At 65.1% G+C, this 24,771-nt stretch carries 23 protein-coding genes; 9 read left to right on the top strand and 14 right to left on the bottom strand.

Going from position 1 to position 24,771, the window contains the following annotated elements; genetic code table 11:
* Positions 1-52 precede the first annotated feature (52 nt).
* The 4 genes from I6L33_RS07470 to glnK form a co-directional block, all read right to left on the bottom strand.
* Positions 53-1,087, bottom strand: coding sequence for an ABC transporter ATP-binding protein (locus I6L33_RS07470; RefSeq protein WP_211049607.1), 1,035 nt, complete (start codon positions 1,085-1,087; stop codon positions 53-55).
* An 83-nt stretch (positions 1,088-1,170) separates the two neighbouring features.
* Positions 1,171-2,796: an iron ABC transporter permease gene (locus I6L33_RS07465; protein ID WP_211049605.1), complete on the bottom strand. Its 1,626-nt coding sequence runs from the start codon at positions 2,794-2,796 to the stop codon at positions 1,171-1,173.
* Positions 2,797-2,835: 39 nt separating this feature from the next.
* Positions 2,836-3,843, bottom strand: coding sequence for a Fe(3+) ABC transporter substrate-binding protein (locus I6L33_RS07460; protein WP_216973830.1), 1,008 nt, complete (start codon positions 3,841-3,843; stop codon positions 2,836-2,838).
* Positions 3,844-4,049: 206 nt separating this feature from the next.
* The gene (gene glnK, locus I6L33_RS07455; RefSeq protein WP_005308655.1) at positions 4,050-4,388 is read right to left on the bottom strand and encodes a P-II family nitrogen regulator; all 339 of its coding nucleotides are present in this window, start codon (positions 4,386-4,388) and stop codon (positions 4,050-4,052) included.
* Positions 4,389-4,589: 201 nt separating this feature from the next.
* On the opposite strand from glnK, the gene arfB reads away from it, so the two are divergent.
* Together arfB and I6L33_RS07445 are read left to right on the top strand one after the other, a co-directional pair.
* A complete protein-coding gene (gene arfB, locus I6L33_RS07450; RefSeq protein ID WP_005308653.1) occupies positions 4,590-5,006 on the top strand; it encodes an alternative ribosome rescue aminoacyl-tRNA hydrolase ArfB in 417 nt (138 codons plus the stop codon).
* Between the two features lie 33 nt (positions 5,007-5,039).
* The gene (locus I6L33_RS07445) at positions 5,040-5,534 is read left to right on the top strand and encodes a methylated-DNA--[protein]-cysteine S-methyltransferase (protein ID WP_211049603.1); all 495 of its coding nucleotides are present in this window, start codon (positions 5,040-5,042) and stop codon (positions 5,532-5,534) included.
* 347 nt (positions 5,535-5,881) lie between these two features.
* Here I6L33_RS07445 and I6L33_RS07440 read toward each other — a convergent pair whose 3' ends face one another.
* From I6L33_RS07440 to I6L33_RS07410, 7 genes are all read right to left on the bottom strand, one after another.
* Entirely contained in the window at positions 5,882-7,078 is a 1,197-nt protein-coding gene (locus I6L33_RS07440; protein ID WP_005308649.1) for a NupC/NupG family nucleoside CNT transporter, read from the bottom strand.
* Positions 7,079-7,260: 182 nt separating this feature from the next.
* Positions 7,261-8,196, bottom strand: coding sequence for a LysR family transcriptional regulator (locus tag I6L33_RS07435; RefSeq protein ID WP_043169442.1), 936 nt, complete (start codon positions 8,194-8,196; stop codon positions 7,261-7,263).
* A gap of 82 nt (positions 8,197-8,278) precedes the next feature.
* Positions 8,279-8,815, bottom strand: a complete 537-nt coding sequence (locus tag I6L33_RS07430; RefSeq protein WP_017782231.1) for a glutathione peroxidase — start codon at positions 8,813-8,815, stop codon at positions 8,279-8,281.
* Positions 8,816-8,877: 62 nt separating this feature from the next.
* Positions 8,878-9,441, bottom strand: coding sequence for an NnrU family protein (locus tag I6L33_RS07425; RefSeq protein WP_216973829.1), 564 nt, complete (start codon positions 9,439-9,441; stop codon positions 8,878-8,880).
* 210 nt (positions 9,442-9,651) lie between these two features.
* On the bottom strand, positions 9,652-10,785 hold the full coding sequence (locus I6L33_RS07420) for a glycerate kinase (RefSeq protein WP_010635162.1): 1,134 nt from the start codon (positions 10,783-10,785) through the stop codon (positions 9,652-9,654).
* A gap of 9 nt (positions 10,786-10,794) precedes the next feature.
* Positions 10,795-12,057, bottom strand: coding sequence for a GntP family permease (locus I6L33_RS07415; RefSeq protein ID WP_005308643.1), 1,263 nt, complete (start codon positions 12,055-12,057; stop codon positions 10,795-10,797).
* A gap of 119 nt (positions 12,058-12,176) precedes the next feature.
* Positions 12,177-13,292 carry a sugar diacid recognition domain-containing protein gene (locus I6L33_RS07410; RefSeq protein ID WP_010635163.1) on the bottom strand — a complete coding sequence of 372 codons (1,116 nt, stop codon included), beginning with the start codon at positions 13,290-13,292 and terminating at the stop codon, positions 12,177-12,179.
* Between the two features lie 321 nt (positions 13,293-13,613).
* Here I6L33_RS07410 and I6L33_RS07405 point away from each other — a divergent pair, with 321 nt between their 5' ends.
* From I6L33_RS07405 to I6L33_RS07385, 5 genes are all read left to right on the top strand, one after another.
* Positions 13,614-13,988, top strand: a complete 375-nt coding sequence (locus I6L33_RS07405) for a YacL family protein (protein ID WP_005308639.1) — start codon at positions 13,614-13,616, stop codon at positions 13,986-13,988.
* Between the two features lie 62 nt (positions 13,989-14,050).
* Complete coding sequence (locus I6L33_RS07400; protein WP_005308637.1) at positions 14,051-14,344, top strand: hypothetical protein; 294 nt, start codon at positions 14,051-14,053, stop codon at positions 14,342-14,344.
* 162 nt (positions 14,345-14,506) lie between these two features.
* Positions 14,507-15,337, top strand: a complete 831-nt coding sequence (locus I6L33_RS07395) for a CPBP family intramembrane glutamic endopeptidase (protein ID WP_216973828.1) — start codon at positions 14,507-14,509, stop codon at positions 15,335-15,337.
* Positions 15,338-15,509: 172 nt separating this feature from the next.
* Positions 15,510-16,826, top strand: coding sequence for a sphingomyelin phosphodiesterase (locus I6L33_RS07390; protein WP_216974110.1), 1,317 nt, complete (start codon positions 15,510-15,512; stop codon positions 16,824-16,826).
* Positions 16,823-17,611, top strand: coding sequence for a hypothetical protein (locus tag I6L33_RS07385; RefSeq protein ID WP_216973827.1), 789 nt, complete (start codon positions 16,823-16,825; stop codon positions 17,609-17,611). Before I6L33_RS07390 ends, I6L33_RS07385 begins: the two co-directional genes overlap by 4 nt.
* Before the next feature lie 37 nt (positions 17,612-17,648).
* Here the strand turns inward: I6L33_RS07385 and I6L33_RS07380 are convergent, their stop codons facing one another.
* Together I6L33_RS07380 and I6L33_RS07375 are read right to left on the bottom strand one after the other, a co-directional pair.
* Positions 17,649-19,130, bottom strand: coding sequence for an alkaline phosphatase D family protein (locus tag I6L33_RS07380; RefSeq protein ID WP_216973826.1), 1,482 nt, complete (start codon positions 19,128-19,130; stop codon positions 17,649-17,651).
* 160 nt (positions 19,131-19,290) lie between these two features.
* Positions 19,291-20,511 carry a DEAD/DEAH box helicase gene (locus I6L33_RS07375; RefSeq protein WP_216973825.1) on the bottom strand — a complete coding sequence of 407 codons (1,221 nt, stop codon included), beginning with the start codon at positions 20,509-20,511 and terminating at the stop codon, positions 19,291-19,293.
* 147 nt (positions 20,512-20,658) lie between these two features.
* Between I6L33_RS07375 and I6L33_RS07370 the strand changes: the two genes are divergently transcribed.
* Positions 20,659-21,468 (top strand): transporter substrate-binding domain-containing protein, encoded by an 810-nt coding sequence (locus tag I6L33_RS07370; protein WP_213344002.1) that lies wholly within the window; start codon positions 20,659-20,661, stop codon positions 21,466-21,468.
* Positions 21,469-21,536: 68 nt separating this feature from the next.
* On the opposite strand, the gene tpx is transcribed toward I6L33_RS07370, so the two are convergent.
* Complete coding sequence (gene tpx, locus I6L33_RS07365; RefSeq protein WP_216973824.1) at positions 21,537-22,037, bottom strand: thiol peroxidase; 501 nt, start codon at positions 22,035-22,037, stop codon at positions 21,537-21,539.
* Between the two features lie 216 nt (positions 22,038-22,253).
* On the opposite strand from tpx, the gene I6L33_RS07360 reads away from it, so the two are divergent.
* Positions 22,254-24,659 (top strand): zinc/cadmium/mercury/lead-transporting ATPase, encoded by a 2,406-nt coding sequence (locus I6L33_RS07360; protein ID WP_216973823.1) that lies wholly within the window; start codon positions 22,254-22,256, stop codon positions 24,657-24,659.
* Positions 24,660-24,771 lie beyond the last annotated feature (112 nt).

Below are 24,771 nucleotides of genomic sequence, written 5' to 3'. Positions count from 1 at the left end.
ATTATAAACCAGCGCGGTTCCAGTTCATTGATTTCACGACGATATCACGCGTTCAGGGTAAAGGGTCAAACAACACCAGGGCGTGAGGGGTCACCCTGACCCGCGCCCGCGCACCCTCCAGCGGCTCGCCGATGCTCGCCTCCAGCCGCAGCTCGCCGCTCTCGAACAACACCCGGCAGTGGTGGCCTAAGAACTGCTGCTCCACCACCTTGAGCTCGCCATCCGCGGCGCTCTCCAGCAGCAGCTGCTGGGGCCTGAGCATCAGTTGCAGCAGCTCACCCGCTTCCCGGCCGTGAGGCTCGCTGCCGCAGATGACCCCGAGCGCCGTGCGCACGCAGTGGCTGTCCACCACCTCGGCCGCCAGGTAGTTGACCCCGCCGAGAAACTCCGCCACGAAGCGATTCTGGGGGCGACGATAGAGCTGCTCAGGCTGGCCCACCTGCTCAATGTGACCCGCGCGAAACAGCGCCAGCCGATCGGCGAAGGCAAAGGCCTCCTCCTTGCTGTGGCTAACGAAGATGGCGCCGATCCCCTGCTGCTTGAGCAGGGCGCGGATCTCGAGGATCAGCTTCATCCGCACCTGGGTGTCGATGTTGGAGAAGGGCTCGTCCAGCAGCATCAGCCGCGGCTTGCACACCAGGGCGCGGGCGATGGCCACCCGCTGCTGCTGGCCGCCGGAAAGCTGGTGCGGATAGCGATCCCCCAGCCCCTGCAGATTGACCAGCGCCAGCGCCTCGTCCACCTGCTGCTGGCGGACACGGCGATCGAGCCGGGTCAGACCGAAACCGACGTTGTCCGCCACCGTCAGGTGGGGGAAGAGGGCGTAATCCTGAAAGATCATGCCGATGTTGCGCGCCTCGGGCGGCACGCTGGCACCCGGCCCGTCGAGCAGGGTATCGCCGAGGCGAATCGTGCCCTCCGCCAGCGGCAGCAGGCCAGCGATGGCCTTGAGCAGCGTGGTCTTGCCGCAACCGCTCGCCCCCAGCAGGCAGACGATCTCGTTGTCGGCCACCGTCAGGGAGAGCTGTTCCAGCACATTGCGGCCGTTGTAACGGCAACTGACATTTTCAACCTGCAAACAGGACAAGGCTGACTTCCTCTCATTTCTGGCGGTGTGCTGCCTTTCGGCTCAGCACACCGCATGCAATTTCATTGGCCGACGTGGCGAACTCAGTGCCCCGCCCCATCCAGGTTGCGGTTGACCCAGATGAGCGGCAACAACCCTACCAGCACGATGACGATGGCGCCGAGCGCGCCGCGCTCCAGCATCTCGTCCGACACGAACTGGTAGACGTGGGTCGCCAGGGTATCGAAGTTGAACGGCCGCAGCAGCAGGGCGGCGGGCAGCTCCTTCATGGATTCGATGAACACCAGCATGGCACCGGCAAACAGGCCGCGCCGCACCAGCGGCAGGTGCACCCGCCGCAGCATGGCGCCATCCCCCTGCCCCAGGGAGCGGGCCGCCATGTCGAGACTGGGGGAGATCTTGCCCATGCTGCTCTCCACCGAGCCGATGGCGATGGCCACGAAGCGCACCAGATAGCCGAACACGATGGCGGTGAGGGTGCCGGTCAGCAGCAGCCCAGGCCCCTGGCGCCCCAGCCACTCGGCCAAATCGTTGATGGCAAAGTCGAGGGCGGTGAGCGGCACCAGCACCCCGATGGCGAGCACGGTACCCGGCATGGCGTAACCCATGGCAGCGATGCGCAGCGGCAACAGGCTCTTGGGCCCGCCATCGAGGCGACGGCAGAAGCCGAGCAACAGGGCGATGCCCATGGCCAGCAGAGCGGTCAGCGCCGAGATGACCAGACTGTTGCCAGCGAAGCGGACAAACTCCGGCGTCCACGACAATTCGAAGTAGCGCACGCCGTAATCCAGCAGGATGACGAACGGCAGACCGAAGCCGGCCAGCACCAGTCCCCAGCACCAGAGACCGGCCAGCCAGCGCCGCGCCCCCTTGAGCGGGTAGCGCAGCGGCTGTTCGTGGCCCATGGACTTCTGGAACACCTGCTGCCGACTGCGGGAGCGGCGCTCCAGCGCGATCAGCAACACCACCGCCAGCAGCATCAGACAGGAGAGCTTGGCGGCGGTGGCCAGACTGCCGTAGCCGAGCCAGGTATCGTAGACCGCCGTGGTCAGGGTGTTGATGGCAAAGAAGTGGACGGTGGCAAAGTCCGCCAACGTCTCCATCGCCACCAGGGATACCGCCACCATGATGGCGGGACGTGCCAGCGGCAGGCTGAGGCGGCGAAAGCTCTGCCAAGGGCTGCAACCCAGCAGGCGGCTGGAGTGAATGAGGCTGACCGACTGCTCCAGAAAGGAGGCGCGGGTCAGCAGATAGACGTAGGGAAACAGTACCAGCGCCAGCACCCAGGCGGCGCCGCCAAGGGAGCGGATGGCCGGAAACCAGTAATCGGCCGGACTGCTCCAGCCAAACAGCTGCCGCAGCCCCGCCTGCAGCGGGCCCGAGTAGTCGAGCAGATCCGTGTAGACGTAGGCGACTATGTAGGAGGGCATGGCCATGGGCAGCATCAGCGCCCACTGCAGGGCACGGCGCCCCGGCACCTGACACATGGCCACCAGCCAGGCGGTCGGCACGCCGAACAGCAGGCTGAGCAGCACGACCCCAACCACCAGCCCCAGGGTGTTGGCCAGATAGTCGAACAGCACGGTATCGGCGAGGTGGCTAAACAGATCTCCGTCGGCCGAGAAGGCGGAGAAGACCAGGGCAAGCACCGGCAAGGCCAGCAGCAGGGCGCTGGCCCAGCTGCCGGTAATCCATCCAAAATTTTTCATGAGACCACAGAGGTTGATGGGGCCGTTGGCCCCATCTGATTACAAGTCGAATTTCACTTCATCCAGCAGCTGCAAGGCGTCCTTGCGGTGCTTGGCGTAACCGCTGACCGGCATGGGGTCAGACTTGAAACTGCCCCAGGACTTGACCATGGCGGAAGGCTCGACCCCGGCCTTGACCGGATACTCGGCATTCACGTCCGCATACATGTGCTGGGCGGTGTCGCCGGCCAGAAACTCCATCAGCTTCTGGGCCTCGGCCTTGTTCTTGGCATACTTGGTCATGGCCACGCCGCTCACGTTGACGTGGGCACCGCGATCCCCCTGGTTCGGGAAGTTGATGTAGACGGCATCGGCCCAGGACTTCTGCGCCGGATCCTTCAGCATGGCGCCCAGGTAGTAGCTGTTGCCGAGCGACACGTCACAGATACCATCCTTGATCGCCTTGACCTGATCCCGGTCGTTGCCCTGCGGCTTGCGCGCCAGGTTGGCCTTGACCCCTTCCAGCCAGGTTTTTGCATCCGCCATGCCGTGATGAGCGATCATGGAGGAGACCAGCGCCACATTGTACTCATGCTTGCCGCTGCGGGTGCAGATTTTTCCTTTGAATTCAGGCTTGGCCAGATCTTCGTAGCTGATGGTGTCCAGCTTGCCGAGGCGATCCTTGCTGGAATAGATGGCGCGCACGCGGGTGGTCAGGGCGAACCAGCGGTTGTCCGGATCGCGATAGATGGCGGGGATGTTCTCCTGCAGGATCTTGCTGTCCACCGGCTGCACCAGCCCCTTGTCCACCAGATCGGTCAGCCGGCTGATGTCGACGGTCAGCATCAGATCCGCCGGGGAGAGCTTGCCTTCCCGCTCCAGACGCTCGTTCAGACCCTCTTTGGCGAACACCACGTTGACCTTGATGCCAGACTCTTTCTCGAACTGCTGGATGATGGGCTTGATCAGCTCATCCTGGCGGTTGGAGTAGACATTCACTTCCCCTGCTGCAAACGCCGACTGAGCCGCCAACGCAGAGAAAGCCAGTGCCAACATCTTCATTTTCATCATCCATTCCTTGAGTTGCTATATCGAGTGAGAACCATTGCTGTTTGCATTTTGCATTGAGCTCGACAGCAGGATCAAGAAATCCTGACGTTGCGGGATCACATATTTAAACGCCGTTCAAACAAAGGGGCCGGATAGAATCCTATCCAGCCCCACCATGGAGTCAATCAGCGACACCCCATCGACCACCAGCCCCGTCAGGGCCGTCAGAGCGCCTCGTCGTCGTTCTCGCCGGTCCGAATGCGCACGGCCTGCAGCAGGTCATAGACGAAGATCTTGCCGTCACCTATCTTGCCGGTGTAGGCAGCCTTGCAGATCGCCTCGATCACCCCTTCGACGTTGTCATCGGCGGTGGCGATCTCCAGCTTGACCTTGGGCAGGAAGTCGACCTGATACTCGGCTCCCCGGTATAATTCGGTGTGCCCCTTCTGGCGGCCAAACCCTTTGACCTCGGACACGGTCAGACCCTCGACCCCCAAGATGGCGACGGCCTCGCGCACGTCATCCAACTTGAAGGGTTTGATAATCGCAGTAATCAGCTTCATCTGGTTGCTCCCAATCCATGGTATGTCATGAATGGGGAATCAATTCTTGTGCCAAGTCTTTTTATTGTTTAATTTCAAAAAGATAGCATTTACGTCTGGAGCAGGACTCTCCCGACATCACCAAGGGAGCGCAGCTCGCCCCATTATGAGGCACCAAGCTGAACCAGCCTGCGCCGCTGCACCAAACAAGAGCACTGCAGTATGTTAGTCATCTCCAACAGCGTCACCCTGCCCTGGCATGAGCTGCAATTCCAGACCATGCGGGCACAGGGCAACGGCGGCCAGCACGTCAACAAGACCGACTCCGCCGTCTGGTTGCGCTTCGATTACCGCAGCTCCCCCAGCCTCACCCCGCTCTACAAGGAGGGGCTCGACAAGCTGAGCGACAGCCGGGTTCACGACGGCTTCATCCTGATCCGGGTCGAGACCCATCGCAGTCAGGACATGAACCGCAAGGAGGCGATGAACCGCCTGGTGGAACTGCTGAAAAAAGCAGCATGGCGCCCCAAGGCGCGCCACGCCACCAAGCCGACCCGCAGCTCCCAGCGCAAGCGGGTCGATGCCAAGAAGCGCAAGGGGGAGATCAAATCGACCCGCGGCAAGCCGGTCGTGGACTAACCGGGCCCTTGCCCGACACCCGAGGATGACGACATGCAATACAGTTTTTGCGACAGCACCCACGGCCCCCTGCTCATCGCCATCGATCGGGACGGACTGCGCTACGTGGAGTTCGTACGAGGCGAGCAGCCGGTGACCCCGACCGACCAGTGGCAGCGGGACGATCAGGCGCTCGCCCCTTTCGTTGAGCAGTTCGACGCCTACTTCGCCGGCCGGCTGAGGCGCTTCGATCTGCCCATGGCCGCCCGGGGCACCCCTTTTCAGCAATCGGTATGGCGCGCCCTGGGCGACATTCCCTACGGTGAGACCGTCAGCTACCTCGAGATAGCCCAGACCATCGGCAATCCCAAGGCGGTGCGGGCGGTGGGGGCCGCCAACGGCCGCAATCCGCTCAGCATCATAGTGCCCTGCCACCGGGTGATCGGCCGCAGCGGCGAGCTGACCGGTTATGCCGGCGGCATCCCCATCAAGCGCTGGTTGCTGGCACTGGAACAGCAGAGTGCCGATCACTTTGTGCTGACCCCCTGAGCCGCAGCCGGCATCCCGTTAGCAATCTGGTTGCCGGCGCTGGAACAGCAGACCGCAGACGACGTCGCGCTGCCTCCCTGAGCCACTGACCAGCCAGCCCGCATTGCGTTTAGCAAAATGAACATAGTATGAAGAATCGCCTCAGAAGGGCTTCAGACAGCCTCAGGCATCATGGCTTCACACTTGGATGGCATGGCTCATCCCTCATTCAAGTGGCACCCATGTGACGCTTCCAATCTGTCTTTTTCCCCCGCGCCTCCCTGAGGCGCTTTTTTTTGCCGGCAGACGGGCGCAAAAAAGCCCGCCGAAGCGGGCTCTGACCGGAAGGTGCTAACTTCTGGGGTCAATCAGAGGGCGAGGAACAGGCCGGCCAGCGAGGCGCTCATCAGGTTCGCCAGCACCCCCGCCAGGATGGCGCGCATGCCGTAACGGGCGATGAAGGATTTGCGCTCGGGCACCATGGCACCCAGGCCGCCAATCAGGATCGCCATGGAGGAGATGTTGGCGAAACCGCACAGGGCGAAGGTGACTATGGCCTTGCTCGATTCGCTCAGGGTCTGGTCCTGCACCAGGGCGATGAAGGCAACGAACTCGTTCACCACTATCTTGGTGCCGATCAGGGCGCCGGCGGCCTGAGCCTGCTCCCAGGGGATGCCGATCAGCCAGGAGACGGGAGCGAACAACCAGCCCAGGATGATCTGGAAGCTCAGCTCCAGCCCCACCAGGTCACCGGCCCAGCCCAGCAGGCCGTTGAGCATGGCGATCACGCCAACGAAGGCCAGCAGGGTGGCACCCACGGCGACCGCGATGTTGAGACCGGACATGGCACCATCGGCGGCCGCTTCAATCACGTTGGTGGCACGCGGGATCACCACGTCCTGATGATGGTCCTCTTCTTCGGCGGCAGGCGGCACCAGGATCTTGGCCATGGCCAGACCGGCCGGCGCCGACATGAAGGCCGCCGCGATCAGGTATTTCAGCTCGACCCCGATGCTGGCGTAACCCACCAGGGTACCGCCCGCCACGGAGGCGAGGCCGCAGCTCATCACCGCGAAGAACTGGGAATCGGACATCTTGGAGAGATAGGGTTTGACCACCAGCGGCGCCTCCACCATGCCGACGAAGATGTTGGCGGTGGCGGAGAGGCTCTCGGCGCGGCCGGTGCCCAGCAGCTTCTGCAGGCCGCCACCGAGCAGGGCGATCACTTTCGGCATCAGGCCGATGTGGTAGAGGATGGCGATCACCGCGGAGAAGAAGATGATGACCGGCAGCACGTTGAAGGCAAAGATGAAGCCCAGCTTGAACTTGGCCAGATCGCCGAACAGGAAGGCGATCCCCTCCTGACCGTAACCGATCACGCTGCTCACGCTCTCGCTCACCCCGTTCAGCACGTGCTGACCGGCGGGCAGCCAGAGCACCAGGCCGGCGAAGAGGATCTGCAGGCAGAGGGCCAAGCCCACTGTTCGCAACGGGATACGACGACGATTATCAGAGCAGAGCGTGGCCAGGGCCAGGATGCTCAGGATGCCGAGCAGGGCAATCATAGGGACTCCATCAGGTGGGGCGAAAGATGGGCGCGGATTCTGCTCTCCCAGCCTCGCCACTGCAAGTCCAGTTGGTTACAACCCTGTTAGCAAAAACGTTTTCACGATACCGGTTGCGGCAACTGGCTGATTTGGCTCGATTTTGGTATCAAGCGAAAGCCAGTGTTCTTATATGGAAACGATCATTCCTCTGTGCCGGACAATTTGCCGCCGAGCCAGGGGGCCAGCCGCTGTTCCCAGTAGGGATGGGGGCCGAAACCCTCCTTGAGGAAATCGATGAACAGCCGGATCTTGGGATCCAGGTGCTCGCGCCTGGCATAGACGGCGTGTACCGCCATCTTCTGGTTAGGTCGCCACTGGGGCAACAGCGGGATCAGCTGGCCGGACTGCAGCTCCTTGTCCAGCAGGTAGTTGGCTACGTAGGCGATGCCGAGCCCGGCCAGGGCGGCGTCGCGCACCGCCTCCGCCAGATCCACCCGATAGTTGCCGGCCACCTGCACCGTCTGGCGCTCCTTGCCCTGGCGAAACGACCACTCGTGGTAGCGCCGCTCCCGGCTCTGGTAGGTGATGCAGTTGTGCTGGGCCAGATCTCTGGGGTGCAGCGGGGTGCCGTGGCTCAAGAGATAGTCCGGCGAAGCCACCAGCACGAAGCCGATGTCCGCCAGCCGCTGCCCCACCAGGGCCTCGGGTTTGTCCTCGTAGGTGGTGATCCAGAGATCCAGCCCCTCATCCACCAGGTTGGTGCGGTGATCGAACAATGAGACTTCCAGCTCCAGCTCGGGGTAGCGATCCTGAAACGCCTTGAGGCGCGGGATCACGTGCAGCCGGCCGAAGGATTGACCAACCCCCAGATGGAGCACGCCGCTCACCTTGCCGCGCCGCTCCGCCACCATGGAGTCCGCCTCCAGCGCCACCGCCACCAGGGCACGGCAGTGGCGGGCATACTCCTGGCCGAGTTCAGTGAGGGAGAAGCGGCGGGTGGTGCGCTGCACCAGCTGGGCACCGAGTTCGGTCTCCAGCTGGGCCAGCTGCTTGCTGATGTGGGATTTGGAGACGCCGAGCCGCCGGGCGGCGGCAGAGATCCCCTGTTCACGGACCAGGGCATCGAAGATCACCATTTGGGGCAGACGTTGCAGCACGGGATTACCAGAGAGAAGAGCGGGCCCCCATTATTCCAGAGCGGCCCGCAGCGGGGTAGCGCTAAAGGCCGAGCGCCCGTTTGACCTCTTGTTGCAGGGGATCGTCCGCCGGATTCTGGTTGGCACCGTAGCTGCCGATGAGCTTGCCGTCGCGCCCCACCAGGTATTTGTGGAAATTCCAGTTGGGGGCATCGCCATCGGCTGCCGCCGCCAGCCCCTTGAACAGGGGTACCGCATCCGAGCCCCGCACCGCCACCCGGTTGAACATGGGGAAGGTGACACCATAGTCGCGGCGGCACACCTCGGCGGTCTTATTCTCGTTGCCCGCCTCCTGTCTGAAGTCGTTGGAGGGGAAGCCCAGCACCACCAGTCCCTGCTCCTTGTAGCCCTGATAGAGCCGCTCCAGATCCCGAAACTGGCCGCTGTAGCCACAATAAGAGGCGGTGTTGACCACCAGCACCACCTTGCCCTCGGTCAGCTGGCAGAGGTTGTGGCGCTGGGTGCTGTTGAGCTCCCGCATCTCCACGTTGAAGTAGTCAGGGCAGGCGGCGCCGGCCATGCCGGATGCCAGCGTCAGCAACAAGACAATCCTTTTCATCGAGTGACTCCTGTCAGGCAGATGAGTGACATACGCGCGAACACGCCGGCCGGTTCACCGGCTCAATAGAGCGGGATGCCGATGAGCATGCCGTGCCCCCAGAAGATCAGCAGGGCGGTGAGCGCCAGCCCGGCCCCCACGCTGAGCCCGGTGCCGTACCAGTTGGCCGCAGGACGGGGATGGCGCTGCCAGTCCCGCACCGAAATCCAGACGATGCTCACCAGTGCCCACAGGCCGATGCCGCCAAACAGCACCAGGGAGCGGGCCTCGCTGTTGACCGCCAGATGGGCACCGGCCCAGAGCAGGGTGCCGAGCAGTTGGGGATGCACCAGCCAGCGCCGCAGGTGGTTGGGGCCCTGACCGGAGCAGAACAGGATCAGGGCGATGGGCATCACCGCCATCATCAGGGTCGGTCCCCAGGCGGGCAGAAAATAGAGCGGCAAGGGGCTGGAGGTACGCCAGCCGGCAATGATGCAGGCGATGCCGATAAACAGCACCAGCGAGAAGAGTCCCTTGTAGCGATGCTCCCCCAACCGCTCGCGCAGCCGGATCCTGTGGTCGGGCGCGAAGCAGGGATAGAGGTGAGTCAGGGTAAACAGCAGTACCCCCAGGGTCAGCAAGATCATGGGTCGCTCCTTGTACTATGGGGGATCACTATGCCGCAAAGTCGGCGACCAGAATACAGAAACCGCAGAAAAGCACTGGGGATACAGCGGGATAATGAAAAAAGCCGATCGACTGATCGGCAAGGTGTTTCGGGCTGACCCGCAGTTGAGCGGGTCGTCACCGCGACACGGGGCGGGGTTGGCCGGCGCCAGGCACCGGCCAGAAGAGGGTCAGGGCCGCAGCAGGTAGAGCGCTGCCACGTTGCGGGCCGTGAGCTGCAGGTTGGTGGTGGCGGTGGCCAGCGCCTCCGGCAGGGACATGGCGCGGTTGACCACGGCAAACACCGCATCCAGCCCGTGCTCGTGCACCACGCCGCAGTCGTCGGTCAGACAACCCGCGATACCGATCACCGGCTTGCCGAACCGCTTGGCACAACGTGCGACACCGATTGGCGTCTTGCCGTGAATGGTCTGGCTGTCGATGCGCCCCTCGCCGGTGATGACCAGATCCGCGTCGGCCACCGCCTCGGCCAACTTCAACGCCTCGATGACGATCTGGATGCCGGGTTTGAGCTCGGCGCCGAGCAGGCCCACCAGGGCCGCCCCCATGCCACCGGCGGCACCCGCCCCCGGGATCTCCTTCACCTGCTTGCCGAGGGCCTGCTCGATGCAGTCGGCATAGTGGGCCAGGTTGGCATCCAACTGCGCCACCATCGCGGGGGTCGCCCCCTTCTGCGGACCGAACACGGCGGAGGCCCCTTTCGGCCCGCACAGCGGGTTGTCCACATCGCAGGCCACTTCGATGGTGATCTTGGCGAGGCGCGAGTCCAGCCCGCTCAGATCGATGGTGGCCAGCTCGGCCAGACCGGCGCCGCCCGGCGCGATGGGGCTGCCGTCGCGTTTGAGCAGCTTGCCGCCAAGCGCCTGGATCATGCCGGCACCGCCGTCATTGGTGGCGCTGCCGCCGATGCCGAGGATCAGGTGCTTCACTCCCATGTCGAGAGCAGCCAGGATCAGTTCGCCGGTGCCACTGCTCGAGGTGTGCAGCGGATTGCGCAGCTCAGGCGCCACCAGATGCAGGCCGGAGGCCGCCGCCATCTCGATGACGGCGCGCTCGCCATCCCCCAGCAGACCGACGAAGCCCTCTATCTGGTTGCCGAGGGGGGCGGTCACATGGAAGGGCAGAATGCGACCGCCGGTGGCGTCCACCAGGGACTGCACAGTCCCCTCGCCGCCATCTGCCATCGGCAATTTGACGTAGGTGGCATCCGGCAGCACCTGCTTGAAACCGGCCTCGATGGCATCGGCCACCGCCATGGCGCTGAGGCTCTCCTTGAATGAATCGGGGGCGATAACAATTTTCATATCAATTCCTTAGGCGAGGCCAAACACGCCGAACATCAGGGTGGAGACAACGGCGATGGTCAGACCGACCGCGGTTTCGTAGGGGATGAGCTTGAGCCGCTCACCCACGCCCATGTGGACGCTGCCGCCGGTGGCATGGAAGAAGGAGCCGTGGGGCATGTGGTCGAACACGGTGGCACCGGCGTGGATCATGGCGGCCCCCGCCAGGCTGCTGATGCCAAGCTCGAGCAGGGTGGAGCTGAACACGTTGGAGGCTACCACGGTACCGGCGGTGGTCGAGGCGGTCGCCAGCGACATCAGGGCACCGGAAATGGGGGCCAGCAGGTAGGAGGGCAGGCCGGAGGCGGTCAGGCCGCTGATCAGCACATCCTTGAGGCCGGAGTTGGCGATGATGCCCGCCAGGGTACCGGTACCCAGCAGCATGATGGCCACCGGCGCCATGCGGGCGAGACCCGAAACGGCAAACTGGTTCACCTTGCCGAACTTGCCCATCATCAGGGCACCGACCAGGCCACCGAGAGGCAGTGCGATGAGCGGATCCACAACGATGCCGGCGATGGGGCGCAGGGCCAGCAGCAGGATGGCCACCAGCGGCGCACTGATGGCGGCGGCAAAGCCCGGCAGCTTGCTGCCATCGAAGCTCACCACCTCGTCGGCGGCCACCTTGCTGCCCTTGTTGTTGAGGCGCTTGGCCAGCCAGTAGGCCATCACCAGCCCGAACAGGCCCGGGATGATGCCGGCCGCCATCACAGAGGTGAGGGGCAGATGGAAGGCGTCCGCCGCCGCGATGGCGTTGGGGTTGGGCGACATGACGTTGCCCGCCTTGCCGCCGCCGATCATCGCCAGCAGGATGGCCGCCTTGGAGAGATCGGCACGGCGGGCGATGGCCAGCGCAATGGGGGCGACCGTGATGACGGCCACGTCCACGAACACGCCGACCGCGGTCAGGATCAGGGTGGCCAGCGCCAGCGCCAGCAGGGCGCGGGTCTCGCCCAGCTTCTTGACGATGGTCTCGGCGATGGTGGTGGCGGCGCCCGATTCGATCAGCACGCCGGCCAATACGCCCGCCGCCAGGATCCGCATCACCGCCGTGGTGATCCCCTGGGCACCGCCGATCATCAGGGCGACGGTCTGGGTCAGATCGGCGCCGCCGATCAGGCCGCCGGCCAGGGCGCCGACGATCATGCCGTAAGCGGGTGGCACCTTCTTCAGGATCAGGAAGATGGCGATGGAGAGCGCCGCGAGGGCGCCAAGGGCTGTAACCGGGGTCATGACGGGCACCTTTCTAGTGAGTGAATGGTGGCCATTATGGTGATCCGGGATCGGAATGCTTTGGTCAAAAAACCAAATATCAGCTTTTTAAAACGTAATTTTATGTATGAATGAACAAATCAGCTATCTAGATTGAGCCCGAGATAGAGCAGGAACTTGTCATCTAACTTGTTGAAATTCAACCCGGTTATCTGCTCGATCCGGGTCAGCCGATAGCGCAGGGTATTGGGGTGGATGAACAGGGCTTCGGCACAGGGATGCAGATCACAATCCTGCAAGAAATATTGGCGCAGCGTCTTCTGCAGTGTTCCCTTTGTATCCTCCTGTGCCAGCTTGTGCAGCGGGGCCCGCAGCTGATCCGCCTGCCAGGAGTCCGCCAGACTGCCGAGCAGCACCGGCAACCGGTAATCCTCGAAGAAATAGACCTGCTTGCGCGGCGCCTGCCGCATGCCGCGACGCAAGGTGTCCCGCGCCGTCTGGTAGGAGCGTGCCAGCCCGCCGGTGCCGGCGAAGTAATCACCCACCCCGATGCGCACCCGAAAGTGGGGGATACGGGCCAGCAACTGCTTGATGCGACTGCGCTCCTGCTCTGACTGCCAGATGCCGTCACTGAGCTGGGCGGGCTTGAGCACCACTATCTCGTCCAGGCCGTTGATGGCCACCAGGTTGTCCCGCTCCGGGTTTTCCAGCAGGTGTACCAGCTCCCGCAGCCGGGCCGGGTCGGCCTCCTCCAGCGCCAGCACCGCCACCACCCGCGGCTGGGCCAGATCCAGCCCGAGAAAACGGGCCGCCTGCTGCAGCTGATCTTCGCGCCCTTCACCACGGATGAGCTGCAGCACCAGCTCCTCCTTGTGGCGCTTGTCCCACTGCAGCTGTTCGGTGAGCGCCGCCTGCTCCAGAATGAGCTCGGCGGTCATTCTCACCAGCTCGGCGTAAGCGCGCACTTCGTCCGGATCGCCCGAGATGCCGATGACCCCGAGCAGCTCCCCCTGATAGGCGATGGGCAGGTTGATGCCGGGGCGCACCCCCTTGAGCTCGCGGGCGGTCGCTTCGCTGATCTCCACCACCCGGTTCTCGGTCAGCGCCAGCACGGCCCCCTCATGACGCTGATGGAGCCGCTCCGGGTTGCCGGACGCGATGATAAGGCCGTGCTCGTCCATCACGTTGACCGAGAAAGAGAGGATCTTCATGGCCCGGCTGACAATCTGCCGTGCGAGGGTGTCATTGAGCTGCATAGGTACTCCGCTGAACGAACCGGGCATAGCTTGAGGCGATGATGAGTCTTTGTGGCTCGTCCATCACCTTGACCGAAACAGAGAGGATCTGTATCGCCCGACTGACTCTCTGGCGTGCGAGGGTATCGTTTAGCTGCATCACATCTCCAAAGCGGGGGCCGGGTGGCCACAAAGCGCCTGCACCGGGGCAAAGATGCCACATCTTCAAGACAAGCGAGGGGGGGCTCGCTAGAATAGGCCACTTTACGCTATATGCGCCCCGCCATGGAGCAGGATTTTCCCCTGCCCATGACGACTCACCCTTCCGCTATGGACTGAACTATGGATTATGAATTTCGCCGCGATCCGTTCGGCGGTTATCGCGCCCGGTTCTCCATGGGCCACGAGGCCATCGGTCAGTGGCTGATCGACGAAGTGGGCAAGGACGAGGAGAAACTCGACGAGCTGTTCGCCATCATCGATCAGCTCTCCAGCCGGGCCCGCACCGAATACCGGCTGCTTGGCGGCGACTACTCCCTGCTGCTGACCCACGAGGAGGCCGAGGTGAAGGCCAACGTCCTCAATATCGAGCAGGATGAAGATCTCGACGATCTCGCCTACTACGATGATGAACAGCTGGCCATGTGCGGGCTGGAAGATTTTGCCCAGGTGCTCGTCTCCTGGCGCGCCTTTATCCGCAACGAGGATATGGGCTGATTGACCCCATCGGAACAACCACGTCGGGCTCACGGCCCCTCGCCCAACCAACAGGATTGACTATGTCTATTTACGATTTTGATGACGAACTGCCGGAAGACGAGCTGGAAGAGCAGCCGAAGAAACCCGCCCAGCCCAAGAAGAAGGGCAAGCAGGTGCTGAACACCCAGGTCAACCTGAGCCCGCGCGATGCCAGCCGCCTGAATGGCCTGCACGTGGAGGCCATCACCACCCTGGACGACGTCAGCCTGCCGAAGAACGTGATCTTCAAGGCCGGCCTGATCGCCCTGGGCGAGCTGGACGCCAACCTGCGGGCCGACATCATCGCCCGGGTGATCGCCGAATCCGGCCGCTGATAGCGTCGCATCCTTGCCAAAACCGGAGCCCAGCTCCGGTTTTTTTTATGGCCGAGCGCCTGCTCCCTCCTGCCGCGCGGGGATCCGACCAGCTTATTGAGCCTTGTCTTATGGGATGTCCCATTGTTAAGGTGCGGCACTTTCATCGGCCCTGGAGACTCAATGTTACCTCTACCTGATTCACTCATCTGGGGAGCACTGGCGCTGGCCGTCTTGCTCTGTCTGGCCCGGCAGCGTCTGCCCGGCTTCATCATGCTGGCGGTCGCCCTGCTGGCGGCTCTCGGCCTCGGCCACCTGAGCCCCATCGCCCTGCTGGCCAGCGCAGCAGGTCTGCTGCTGGCCTGGCGTACCCCCACCCTGCCCCAGCCCTGGCGCGCCGTCGCTCTGGGCGCCGTACTGCTGTGGGCGGTGGCGCTGATGCTGCACCTCATCCCCGGCTTCACCAACCTGAAGGTGCTGGATCAGGTGCAGGCCGGCCCCGCCAGCGTGCCCTTCAACATGTACCTCAACCTCGACAAGCCGCTGGTCTTCTTCGGCCTGCTGCTGGCCTGGCCCGCCTTGCTGGGCCCGGGCGGCGCCATTCAGTGGCGCAGGCTGGCGCTGCTGCTGGTGCCGCTGGCGGCCCTGCTGATCGCCGCCTGGCAGCTGGGAGCCCTCAAGCCCGAGGTAGGACTGCCCGGCTGGTGGTGGCTGTTTGCCATCAACAACCTGCTGTTCACCTGCGTGGCGGAAGAGGCACTGTTTCGCGGCTTCCTGCAGCAGGGGATCGCCGAGCGCAGCCGGCGCTGGCTTGGGGTGCTGGTAGCCAGCCTGCTGTTCGGCGCCGCCCACCTGGCCGGTGGCCCGCTGCTGGTGCTGTTCGCCGCGCTGGCGGGGGCCTGCTATGGTCTGGCCTTCCTGCTGAGCGGGCGCCTCAGCGTCGCCATCGCGCTCCACTTCCTGTTCAACTTCGCCCACCTGGCCCTCTTCACCTACCCGCTGGCCAGCCGCTGATCCCCTCTGGGCGTGCCAACCGGCACGCCCCACCTCTTCGCCTACCTGTCCGCTTGCCCTGCCTCCCCATATGGGGCCTTTCATTTATTTGTAACAAAAATGTAAATGAAATGACCTCTGTGCCCGCCATAACAGTCACTTTCCTGCGTGTCTCAACCAAAAGGACTTCATGATGCACAAGCCCGTCAGTTATGCCGCCCTGCTGCTGGCCAGCCAGTTTCCGCTGCAGGCGCTGGCCGATACCGATGTCTACCTCACCAACAACAGCCCGGAGCCGGTCCAGCTGGAGATCCGCCAGAGCGGCTCCGGCGAGCTGCAGGCCGGCAGCCAGTGGATCCAGCACAGGACTGAGCTGGGCCCCTGGGAGAGCGCCATGGTGCTCAGCTTCAACCGCTACGAGGGGGTGAAGGCGGGCAAGAGCTATCTGTTCGAAACCCGGGTCACCACCCCCAGCGGCGACACCTATCGCCTCAACCAGCGGATGGAGGGCACCTGGTGGAACAGCACCCTGCAACACGGCGGCGAGACGCCGGCAGACAACTCAGGCTGGCAGAGCGATCGCGCCATCCATCGCCTGAGCGGGCCGCAGGAGCTGGCCTTCGCCGCCAAGTTCACCGGCCGCTACGACGATCTGCACTACATGCTGACCCCGCCCAAACAGGTGGAGCAACCCGAACCTGCCGAAGCCAGGTTGAAGGTGGCCAGCTACAACGTCTGGGCGCTGCCGGTGATCGCCTCCAGCATCGGCGAGCGGCTGGCGCTGCTGCCCGAACACCTCAAGGGATATGACGCCCTGCTGCTGCAGGAGGTGTTCGACGGCCGCCGCGAGGGCTTCCTGCAAGCCCTGGCCAAAGAGTACCCCTACCAGACCAAGGTGCTCGACAAGCCAGGGGTCAACATCCACGACGGTGGCGTGGTGATCGTCAGCCGCTACCCCATAGTGCGCGAGGCCCAGCTGGTCTATCCCCAGTGCACCGGCACCGACTGCTTCGCCGACAAGGGGGTGATGTATGCGGAGGTGATCAAGGGGGGCAAGGCCTGGCACCTGTTCGCCACCCACACCGCCAGCTTCGACACCGACGAGGCGCGCCGCCTGCGCCAGATCCAGTTCGGCCAGATGCGCACCCTGGCCGCCAGCCTCAATATTCCCGCCAGCGACACCGTCATCTACGGCGGCGACTTCAACGTCAACAAGCGCAAGTTTGCCGATGACTACGCCGGCATGCTGGCCAATCTCGACGCCGACGAGCCGGCCTACGGCGGCTACACCGAGGCCACCTTCGATCCCAGGATCAACCCCTATGCCGGCGGTCCGCTCTCCGGCGGTGCCAACGTGGAGTACCTCGACTATCTGGTGGTGAGCCGGGAGTACGGCGCCGCAAGCCACAACCTCAACAGTGTCTGGATCCCGCGCAGCAGCGACGGCAGCCTCTGGCCCGCCAGCAACCTCTCCGATCACTTTCCGGTCAAGGGAGAGATCAGCCGATGAAGCGCCGTTACGGCTTGCTGGCGCTGGCGCTGCTGGCCTTGTTGCTGCTCAACCTGGGCGCACAGGAGGAGCAGGCGCGCCCGGCCTCCACCAGCCAGCCCCCATCGGGCGCCGCTGCGCCCGTGCCGGCACAGCTGCCGGACTCCCCGGCGCTCGCCTCGCCGGTTGCCGCCACACAGGCCGGCTCCGAGCCACCTCCCGCCAGCTGGCGGGCCATGCCGGAGGCGCTGAGCCAGCAGCTCGCCAGCGAGGTAAGCGACAGCGATCTGCCGCTGGCCGAGCGGCTGGCCAATCTGGAAGGTGCAGAGGCCAGCTGGCTTGGCGAGGGGGAGAGCCTGTTTCGGCTGCAGGGGCGCTACGCCCTGGCGCTCGAGCAGCTGGCGCAGGAGAGCGAGCAGCTGCCGCTGGCCGAGCGGCTGGATGCCCTCACCCGCTTGCAGGATGAGTGGGTGGCGGAGCACCCGGATCTGGCGACTGAACTGTTCAACCCGGCGGCCCGGCTGCAGCAGGCACGCCAGCTGTGGGGGGACGAGGAGCTCGCCACCCTGGCCCACCACTTCCTGCCGGCTGCACAGGCAGAGGCGACCCTGCAGTTCGCCGCCAGCCGTCAGCAACAGCTGGATCAGCGCAGCCGCTACCAGCAACAGTTGACCGAGCTCGAACAGCAGCTGGCGGCCAGCCGGGGCAACATGGACGAGGCGAGCTGGCAGCAGCACAGGGAGGCGGTGCTCGGCCAGTTCCGGCGCGACTTCTTCGCCCGTGACACCGCCACACCAACGCAATGAAAAAGGGCCCGTCGGGGCCCTTCGCATTTTCTGGCCATCAGGCCAGCGGGTAGCTGGCCGCCACCCCGTTCTCGCAATGCCAGTTGGCCCACAGCTTGTCATCACTGCCCATCAGCAGGGTGGCGAAGTTGCGGGTACGCAGGTAGACGGGGGCGCCGAACGGCTTGATAAGCTCGGCGCGGATCAGCCGGCTCTCGTCGAGGTATTCGGGATCGTCGTTGGTCATGGCGAGGATCCCCATCCACTGGAACTGGGTGGGACAGGGGTGGACGATGCCGGAGGAGACCAGCTGGTGCACGTTGAGCCCCTCCCGCTTGTCCTGAATGACCCCGAGGCACCCCACGTGCACGTCGCCTGAGAGGATCAGGGTCTTGCAGCCAGGCTCCTTCTGGCGCCGCTGCCTGGCATTGTCCAGCAGTCGCATGATGAGGCGAGCCCGCTCCCCCTGATGGGCCTTGGCCCGCCAGTGATCCTTGAGATCGTCGGTCAGCTCCTCCTCCCAGGGGGTGGCATCGAACGCCGCCTCGGTGAAGGAGAAGTCGCGATAGACCACGGGCACCCCCGCCAGCACCAGCAGGTGGCCCGTGTCGCAGGCCGCCAGCGCGGCGTTGACCTGATCCCACTGGGACGGGCTCATCACCTGGTCGCGGGTGCGATTGGCCCGGTTGTCCAGCGCCAGGATCTGGTAGCCCCTGAAACCGAGCCGCCAGGAGTGGTGATTCAACCCCTTGTCCAGCAACGCCCCGTTGGCACCGGTGCGCAGCTGGAACAGCCGGAAGTACTTGGTGGCGGCGGCATAGATGGCCTGATAGACCTCGCAGCGCTGCAGATCCTCGGGGTAGCTGCCCCAGCCATCGAAGATGTCGTGGTCGTCCCACATCATGGCGCTCGGTACCCGGGCCAGCATGAAGGCGACCTCGAGGCGGCCCCACTGTTTGCAGTAGAGATCGCAATAGAAGCGGTCGAGCTGCTCCACCATGGCCCGGGTCGCCTTGCGCTTGACCTTCTCTGCCCGGTCCAGCTCGTTCCAGGCCTTGAGGGTCGGCACGCTCGTCCAGAGGGAGTCCGCATAGATCTGATCTCCTCCCATCAGCAACAGGGAGAAGGGATGGGCCTTGTGCTCCGCGGCCAGCTTGTCCCACATGACGTAGGGGGCCGGGGTGGAGGTGAGCAGCTTGAAGTCGGAGAAGCCGTTGCAGGAGGCGTAGCCTATCCGCACCGGCTCCTTCTTGCCCGGCAGATGGAACTGCCACTTGTCGTATCCCGCCAGATCCTGCGCCGGCTTGTTGTCCAGCAGGATCTCGTAATCGACAGGGGTGCCGGCCTTGCTCTTGGGGCTGGCCTGCCAGACCAGCCGCCAGAAGCCGCCTCTCGGGGTATCCGCCTGCTTGCTGGCAGCCAGCAGCTCGCCGTTGATCCGCACGGCTGCACTCTTGCAACTGGCCTGCGCCATAAAACAGATGCTGTACTCGGTCTCTGACTCGAGGCCCAGCAGGGGGCCCATTACCAGACTGGTCATTCGTCATCCCTCCATGGTGAAACCCATGGAGCATAGCGAAGCGACCGCTATTTGATAGTGACCAGGTGGGCAAACAGAAAGGGCCAGGGTTTGGCCCCGACCCTTTCACTGTTTGGTGCTGCGATGAACCGGCCTGTCACACCGGCCATGGCGGGGGGCGCTACGCCTTGCTCTTGAACTGCTTGACGCTGCGCTTGGCCTGGGTGCGGCGGTTCGCCTGCTTGTCCCGCGGCGCACGCTTGCCCTCCCCGCTGGCTGGCTTGTCGGTCACCGGGAAGCCGGCGAGCGCCGCCAGCGGCAACTCGCGCCCGGTCAGGGTGCGGATCGCCGCCAGGGTGTCGGCCTCGCCATGGCAGGTGAGCGAGATGGCGAGCCCGCTGCGCCCTGCCCGGGCGGTGCGGCCGATGCGGTGCACGTAGACGGAGGCGCTGGCGGGCAAGTCCAGGTTGATCACCAGCGGCAGCGCCTCCACGTGAATGCCGCGCGCCATCAGATCGGTGGCCACCAGCACCCGCACCTTGCCCACCTTGAAGTCGCCAAGCGCCTGTTCGCGCACCGCCTGCTCCTTCTCACCGTGCAGGGCCGCCACCGCGATGCCCGCCTTGGCCAGCTTGCGGGCCACCCCGTCGGCGTCGTCGCGAGCACTGATGAAGACCAGCACCTGCGGCCACTCGTGGGCCTTGAGCAGGCTGATGAGCGCCGGCACCTTGCTGCTCTTGTTGACCAGATAGAGCCGCTCCTCGATGTCGTCGGCCACGCTGTTGCGAGGATCCGCCTCCACCCGAGCGGGCTCTTTCAGCAGACCGGTAGCCAGCGCCTCCAGCTCGGCAGGCAGGGTGGCGGAGAAGAGCATCTGCTGCCGCGCGTCCGGCATCGCCTTCATCAGCCACTGAATATCGGGCCAGAACCCCATCTCCAGCAGGCGGTCCGCCTCGTCCAGCACCAGAGTGCGCAGGCCGGCCAGGGTCAGCAACTGCTGGCCCAGCAGATCCCGCAGCCGCCCCGGGGTCGCCACCAGCAGTTGCGGCCCCAGCGCCAGCTCGGCCTGTTGCCGCGCTTGTTCCACCCCGCCGCACAGGGTCACCAGCCGCAGACCCAGCCCGGCGGCCGGCCCCTGCAACGCCTCGCTCACCTGCACCGCCAGCTCGCGGGTCGGCACCAGCACCAGCCCCTGCACCTCTGCCAGGGCGGGATCCAGCCGCTGCAGCAGCGGCAAGCCGAACGCCAGGGTCTTGCCGCTGCCGGTGCGGGCCAGCGCCAGCAGATCCCGTCCCGCCAGCGCGGCCGGGATGGCCAGTTGTTGTACCCGGGTCGGGTGCTGAAGATTGGTTGGCAGGGCCGCCAGCAGGGCGGGGGCAAGGGCGAGTTGGTCAAAGGTCATGGCACGGTACGGATAAGCAAGTGGGAGGGCGAAGTCTAGTGAGCGGGGGCCCATAAGTAAAACCCAATCCGCTCAGGTGCCGGGCCGCCGCGCCAGGGTGCCGCTGGCTACACTTCAGAAAACCTCTCAAGGCGGAGCTACCCGACCATGACCCGATCCCCCACCCTGCCCCTCTTGCTGCTGCTCGCCCTGCTGGGGCTGACCAGCCTGGGGCTCTCCCGTGCCGATCCCCAGGCCACCCCCGCCGCCAAACCGGTGCGCATCATCAACGCCCACCTCGGCGAGCTGCCGGGCCTGATCAATGCCGACAAGACAGGTCCCTTCGTGGATCTGGTACGCGCCATCGACGATCTCTATCCGGATATCAGCATCCGGATCACCATCTATCCCCTCGCCCGGGCCATGGCCGGGGTGATCGCCGGCACCGCCGACTTCAGCCTGCCCGCCATCCGCAACCTGCAGGATGCCGACCTGCTGCCCTATCGCTTCAGCACCCGCAGTTTCGGCAAGGTGACCCACGTGCTCTACAGCAATACCGACCACATCATCACCCCCGACATGGCCTACGGCATAGTGCCCACCAAGCGGGATCTGCTGATCGAGGCCACCCCCGGCTTTCTGCCCATTCCGCTGCAGCGGTCGATGAGCATAGAGCAGTCCCTGCGCAAGCTATCCCGCGGTCGCATCGATGCCTTCATCTGGGCCCAGGAGGAGGCCGACCTGATGTTGCGCCGGCTCAAGCTCACCAACATCCATAGGGAACACCTGGGGGATTTCGAGGATGTCTTCATCATCGCCAAAGGGCCCGCCGGCGACGAGATGGATCGCTTCCTCGGCGAGGCGATTGACCGGCTCGCCGCCTCCGGCAAGCTGGCCGAGATCTACGCCAGGCTGCACCGCCCCTATGTGGAGTGGCAACCCAAGCCCCCATCGCAGCCGGTCGCCACGTCCCCCTGACGGCAGCCGCCCATAAAAAAATCCCGCCGGGGCATGGCCCCGGCGGGATTTTTGTCGAGCCGACGCGATTACAGCACGGCCAGGGCGGCGGCGTAGTTCGGCTCGTCGGCGACTTCGGCCACCAGCTCGCTGTGCAGCACCTTGTCGTGCTCATCCAGCACCACGATGGCGCGGGCAGCCAGACCCACCAGCGGGCCGGAGGAGAAGGCCACGCCGTAGTCCTGCAGGAAGGAGACGCCACGCAGGGTGGACAGGTTCACCACCTTGTCCAGACCCTCGGCGCCGCAGAAACGGGCCTGGGCGAACGGCAGGTCGGCGGAGATGCACAGCACCACGGCGTTGTTCAGGCTGCTTGCCTGCTCGTTGAACTTGCGCACTGAGGTGGCGCAGGTCGGGGTATCGACGCTCGGGAAGATGTTCAGGATTTTGCGCTGACCGGCGAAGCTCGCCAGGGTCACGTCGGAGAGATCCTTGGCCACCAGGGAGAAGGGCTTGGCCTGTTCGCCAACAACCGGGAAGTGACCGGCGACGGAAACCGGGTTGCCTTGCAGAGTAACGGTATTGCTCATGTTATGTCCTTGATTATCGAGGGAGGATCAGGGCCTCCAGTATAGGCCCGCCGGGCGGGGACAAACACCCGCCAATCACAGGGATATAGGATCGCCAAAGCACCCGTCTGGAGGAGCAGAAAGAAAGGGGGTTGACCTTGGACTTAACACCAAGGTTTACACTCGGCTCAGTCATCCAGGATCCCGCAGGGCGGGGTCCCTCAAGAGGAACGCACCATGAGCAAATCCTGCTGCAGCCATCAGCACGCCGCCCCCATCAAGGCCGTCAGCAAGGCGGCCGCCTCCCAGGCCGAGCACAGCCACACCAGCCACTGCTGTGACAACACGGCAACGGCCAGTTGCGCGGCCACCCCGGCTCCCCACGATCATCAGGCGCGCGGGGTCGCCGACGTCCCCGGTGACGAAGAGCCCCCCAGAGGGGGCTGCTGCACCGACACCAAACACGACCATCACCATGAGCAGGGTCATGCGCACGATCACGCCTCCGCCGCGGACGAACCGCCGCTGGACGCCCCCGAGCAGAACAGCCGCCGCCACAGCTGGCAGGTGCTGGGGATGGATTGCCCCAGCTGTGCCCGCAAGATAGAGACGGCCGTCGGCCGGGTGAGCGGCGTGCAGCAGGCCCGCGTGCTGTTTGCCACCGAGAAGCTGGTGGTGGATCTGGCCCCCGGCCTCTCCCCCGATCCCGTCACCGCCGCCGTGCTGGCCGCCGGCTTCCAGCTCAAGGGCGAGCGCGCCGCCAAGCCGGAGTCCGGCCGCGAACGCGGCCCGCTGCAGACCCTGCTCGGCAAATATTGGCAACCGCTGTCGCTGGCCGGCCTGATGTTGGTGGCGGCCCTGCTGCCGAGCCAGATCGGTCAGCCACTGTTTACCCTGGCCACCCTCTGGGGGCTGTGGCCCATCTCTCGCAAGGCGTGGGCGCTGACCAAAAGCGGCTCCCCCTTCGCCATCGAGACCCTGATGACGGTCGCCGCCGTGGGGGCCCTGTTCCTCGGTGAAACCGCCGAAGCGGCTATGGTGCTGCTGCTGTTCATGCTGGGCGAACACCTGGAGGCCTACGCCGCCGGCCGCGCCCGCGCCGGGGTCACCGCCCTGATGGCGCTGGTGCCCGACAAGGCGCTGCGCATCCGCACCACTGCCGAGGGCGAGGTGCGGGAAGAGGTGGCTGCCGATGAACTGCGTCCAGGCGACATCATCGAAATCGCCCCGGGCGCCCGTCTGCCGGCCGATGCCCGCCTGCTCGACGCCCTCGGCGCCTTTGACGAGAGCGCCCTGACCGGCGAATCCATCCCGGTGGAGCGCCGCCAGGGTGACAAGGTCCCCGCCGGCAGTCTGGCGGCGGATCGGGTGCTGCGCCTCGAGGTGGTGTCAGAGCCCGGCAACAACGCCATCGACCGCATCCTGCATCTCATCGAGGAGGCCGAGACCCAGCGCGCCCCCATCGAGCGCTTCATCGACCGTTTCAGCCGCTGGTATACCCCGGCCATGATGCTGGTCGCCCTGTTGGTGGTGCTGGTACCGCCGCTCGCCTTCGGCCAGAGCTGGGACGAGTGGGTCTATCGCGGGCTGGCGCTGCTGCTGATCGGCTGCCCCTGCGCCCTGGTCATCTCCACCCCGGCGGCGGTCACCTCGGCGCTGGCGGCAGCCACCCGGCAGGGGGCCCTCATCAAGGGGGGCGCCGCGCTGGAGCGCCTCGCCCACATCGATACCCTGGCCTTTGACAAGACCGGCACCCTGACTCTGGGCAAGCCGCAGCTGACCGAACTGGTGAGCCTCAATGGCCAGCCTGAGGCCGAGCTGTTGGCACTGGCGGCGGCCATCGAGCAGGGCTCCCACCACCCGCTGGCCCGCGCCGTGGTGATGGCGGCCAGCGAACGGGGCCTCAGCCCCGCTGCGGCCCAGGAGCTGCGCGCCCTGCCCGGCATGGGGGTGGAGGGTCGCATCGACGGCACCCTCTGGCAGTTGCTGGCACCGAGCCGGGTCGCCACCCTGGATGCGGCGATGCAGGCCCGGGTCGCCACCCTGGAGCAGCAAGGCAAGACGGTGGTGGTGCTCGGTCAGCCTGACGCCGCTCCAGCGGCCCTGCTGGCCCTGCGCGACCAGATCCGCCCCGAGGCGGCCCCGGCCCTGCGCGAACTGAGCGAGCTTGGCCTGCAAAGCATCATGCTGACCGGTGACAACCCCCGCGCCGCCGAGGCCATCGCCGGCGAGCTCGGCATGGGCTGGCGCGCCGGCCTGCTGCCGGAGGGCAAGGTCGATGAGATCGCCAAGCTCGGTCTGACGCAGAAGGTCGCGATGATCGGCGACGGCATCAACGACGCGCCGGCCATGAAACGGGCCAGCATCGGCATCGCCATGGGGGGCGGCACCGACGTGGCGCTGGAGACCGCCGATGCGGCGCTGACCCACAACCAGCTCGGCGGGGTCGCCGCCATGATCCGGCTCTCCCGCGCGGCACTGGCCAACATCCACCAGAACATAGCGCTGGCGCTGGGGCTCAAGGCCATCTTCCTGGTCACCAGCCTGCTCGGCATCACCGGCCTGTGGATTGCGGTGCTGGCCGATACCGGCGCCACCGCCCTGGTCACCGCCAACGCCCTGCGCCTGCTGCGCAAGCGCTAAGCCGGCCGTTAACGGCACAACTTAAAGCCGCCCCAACGGGACGGCTTTTTTATTGCACCGCCTTCGACGACAAAGAAAAAGCGCGGCTGCCGGTCGGCAGTCGCGCTTTGCT

The organism is Aeromonas sp. FDAARGOS 1403, from assembly GCF_019047325.1.
Lineage (GTDB): Bacteria > Pseudomonadota > Gammaproteobacteria > Enterobacterales > Aeromonadaceae > Aeromonas > Aeromonas dhakensis.
Note: the sequence above shows the minus strand (reverse complement) of the source record. Positions and strands in the feature narration are given on the sequence as shown.

Excerpts from the sequence above, each read along its gene's own strand:
- I6L33_RS07430 (WP_017782231.1), bottom strand. The coding sequence starts at position 8,815 with ATGAAAAGGATTGTCTTGTTGCTGACGCTGGCATCCGGCATGGCCGGC.
- arfB (WP_005308653.1), top strand. The coding sequence starts at position 4,590 with ATGTTAGTCATCTCCAACAGCGTCACCCTGCCCTGGCATGAGCTGCAA.
- I6L33_RS07435 (WP_043169442.1), bottom strand. The coding sequence starts at position 8,196 with ATGGTGATCTTCGATGCCCTGGTCCGTGAACAGGGGATCTCTGCCGCC.
- I6L33_RS07445 (WP_211049603.1), top strand. The coding sequence starts at position 5,040 with ATGCAATACAGTTTTTGCGACAGCACCCACGGCCCCCTGCTCATCGCC.
- I6L33_RS07410 (WP_010635163.1), bottom strand. The coding sequence starts at position 13,292 with ATGCAGCTCAATGACACCCTCGCACGGCAGATTGTCAGCCGGGCCATG.
- I6L33_RS07395 (WP_216973828.1), top strand. The coding sequence starts at position 14,507 with ATGTTACCTCTACCTGATTCACTCATCTGGGGAGCACTGGCGCTGGCC.
- I6L33_RS07440 (WP_005308649.1), bottom strand. The coding sequence starts at position 7,078 with ATGATTGCCCTGCTCGGCATCCTGAGCATCCTGGCCCTGGCCACGCTC.
- I6L33_RS07370 (WP_213344002.1), top strand. The coding sequence starts at position 20,659 with ATGACCCGATCCCCCACCCTGCCCCTCTTGCTGCTGCTCGCCCTGCTG.
- I6L33_RS07465 (WP_211049605.1), bottom strand. The coding sequence starts at position 2,796 with ATGAAAAATTTTGGATGGATTACCGGCAGCTGGGCCAGCGCCCTGCTG.
- I6L33_RS07420 (WP_010635162.1), bottom strand. The coding sequence starts at position 10,785 with ATGAAAATTGTTATCGCCCCCGATTCATTCAAGGAGAGCCTCAGCGCC.
- I6L33_RS07460 (WP_216973830.1), bottom strand. The coding sequence starts at position 3,843 with ATGAAAATGAAGATGTTGGCACTGGCTTTCTCTGCGTTGGCGGCTCAG.
- I6L33_RS07405 (WP_005308639.1), top strand. The coding sequence starts at position 13,614 with ATGGATTATGAATTTCGCCGCGATCCGTTCGGCGGTTATCGCGCCCGG.
- I6L33_RS07375 (WP_216973825.1), bottom strand. The coding sequence starts at position 20,511 with ATGACCTTTGACCAACTCGCCCTTGCCCCCGCCCTGCTGGCGGCCCTG.
- I6L33_RS07415 (WP_005308643.1), bottom strand. The coding sequence starts at position 12,057 with ATGACCCCGGTTACAGCCCTTGGCGCCCTCGCGGCGCTCTCCATCGCC.
- I6L33_RS07400 (WP_005308637.1), top strand. The coding sequence starts at position 14,051 with ATGTCTATTTACGATTTTGATGACGAACTGCCGGAAGACGAGCTGGAA.
- I6L33_RS07390 (WP_216974110.1), top strand. The coding sequence starts at position 15,510 with ATGCACAAGCCCGTCAGTTATGCCGCCCTGCTGCTGGCCAGCCAGTTT.
- I6L33_RS07360 (WP_216973823.1), top strand. The coding sequence starts at position 22,254 with ATGAGCAAATCCTGCTGCAGCCATCAGCACGCCGCCCCCATCAAGGCC.
- I6L33_RS07380 (WP_216973826.1), bottom strand. The coding sequence starts at position 19,130 with ATGACCAGTCTGGTAATGGGCCCCCTGCTGGGCCTCGAGTCAGAGACC.
- tpx (WP_216973824.1), bottom strand. The coding sequence starts at position 22,037 with ATGAGCAATACCGTTACTCTGCAAGGCAACCCGGTTTCCGTCGCCGGT.
- I6L33_RS07425 (WP_216973829.1), bottom strand. The coding sequence starts at position 9,441 with ATGATCTTGCTGACCCTGGGGGTACTGCTGTTTACCCTGACTCACCTC.
- I6L33_RS07385 (WP_216973827.1), top strand. The coding sequence starts at position 16,823 with ATGAAGCGCCGTTACGGCTTGCTGGCGCTGGCGCTGCTGGCCTTGTTG.
- glnK (WP_005308655.1), bottom strand. The coding sequence starts at position 4,388 with ATGAAGCTGATTACTGCGATTATCAAACCCTTCAAGTTGGATGACGTG.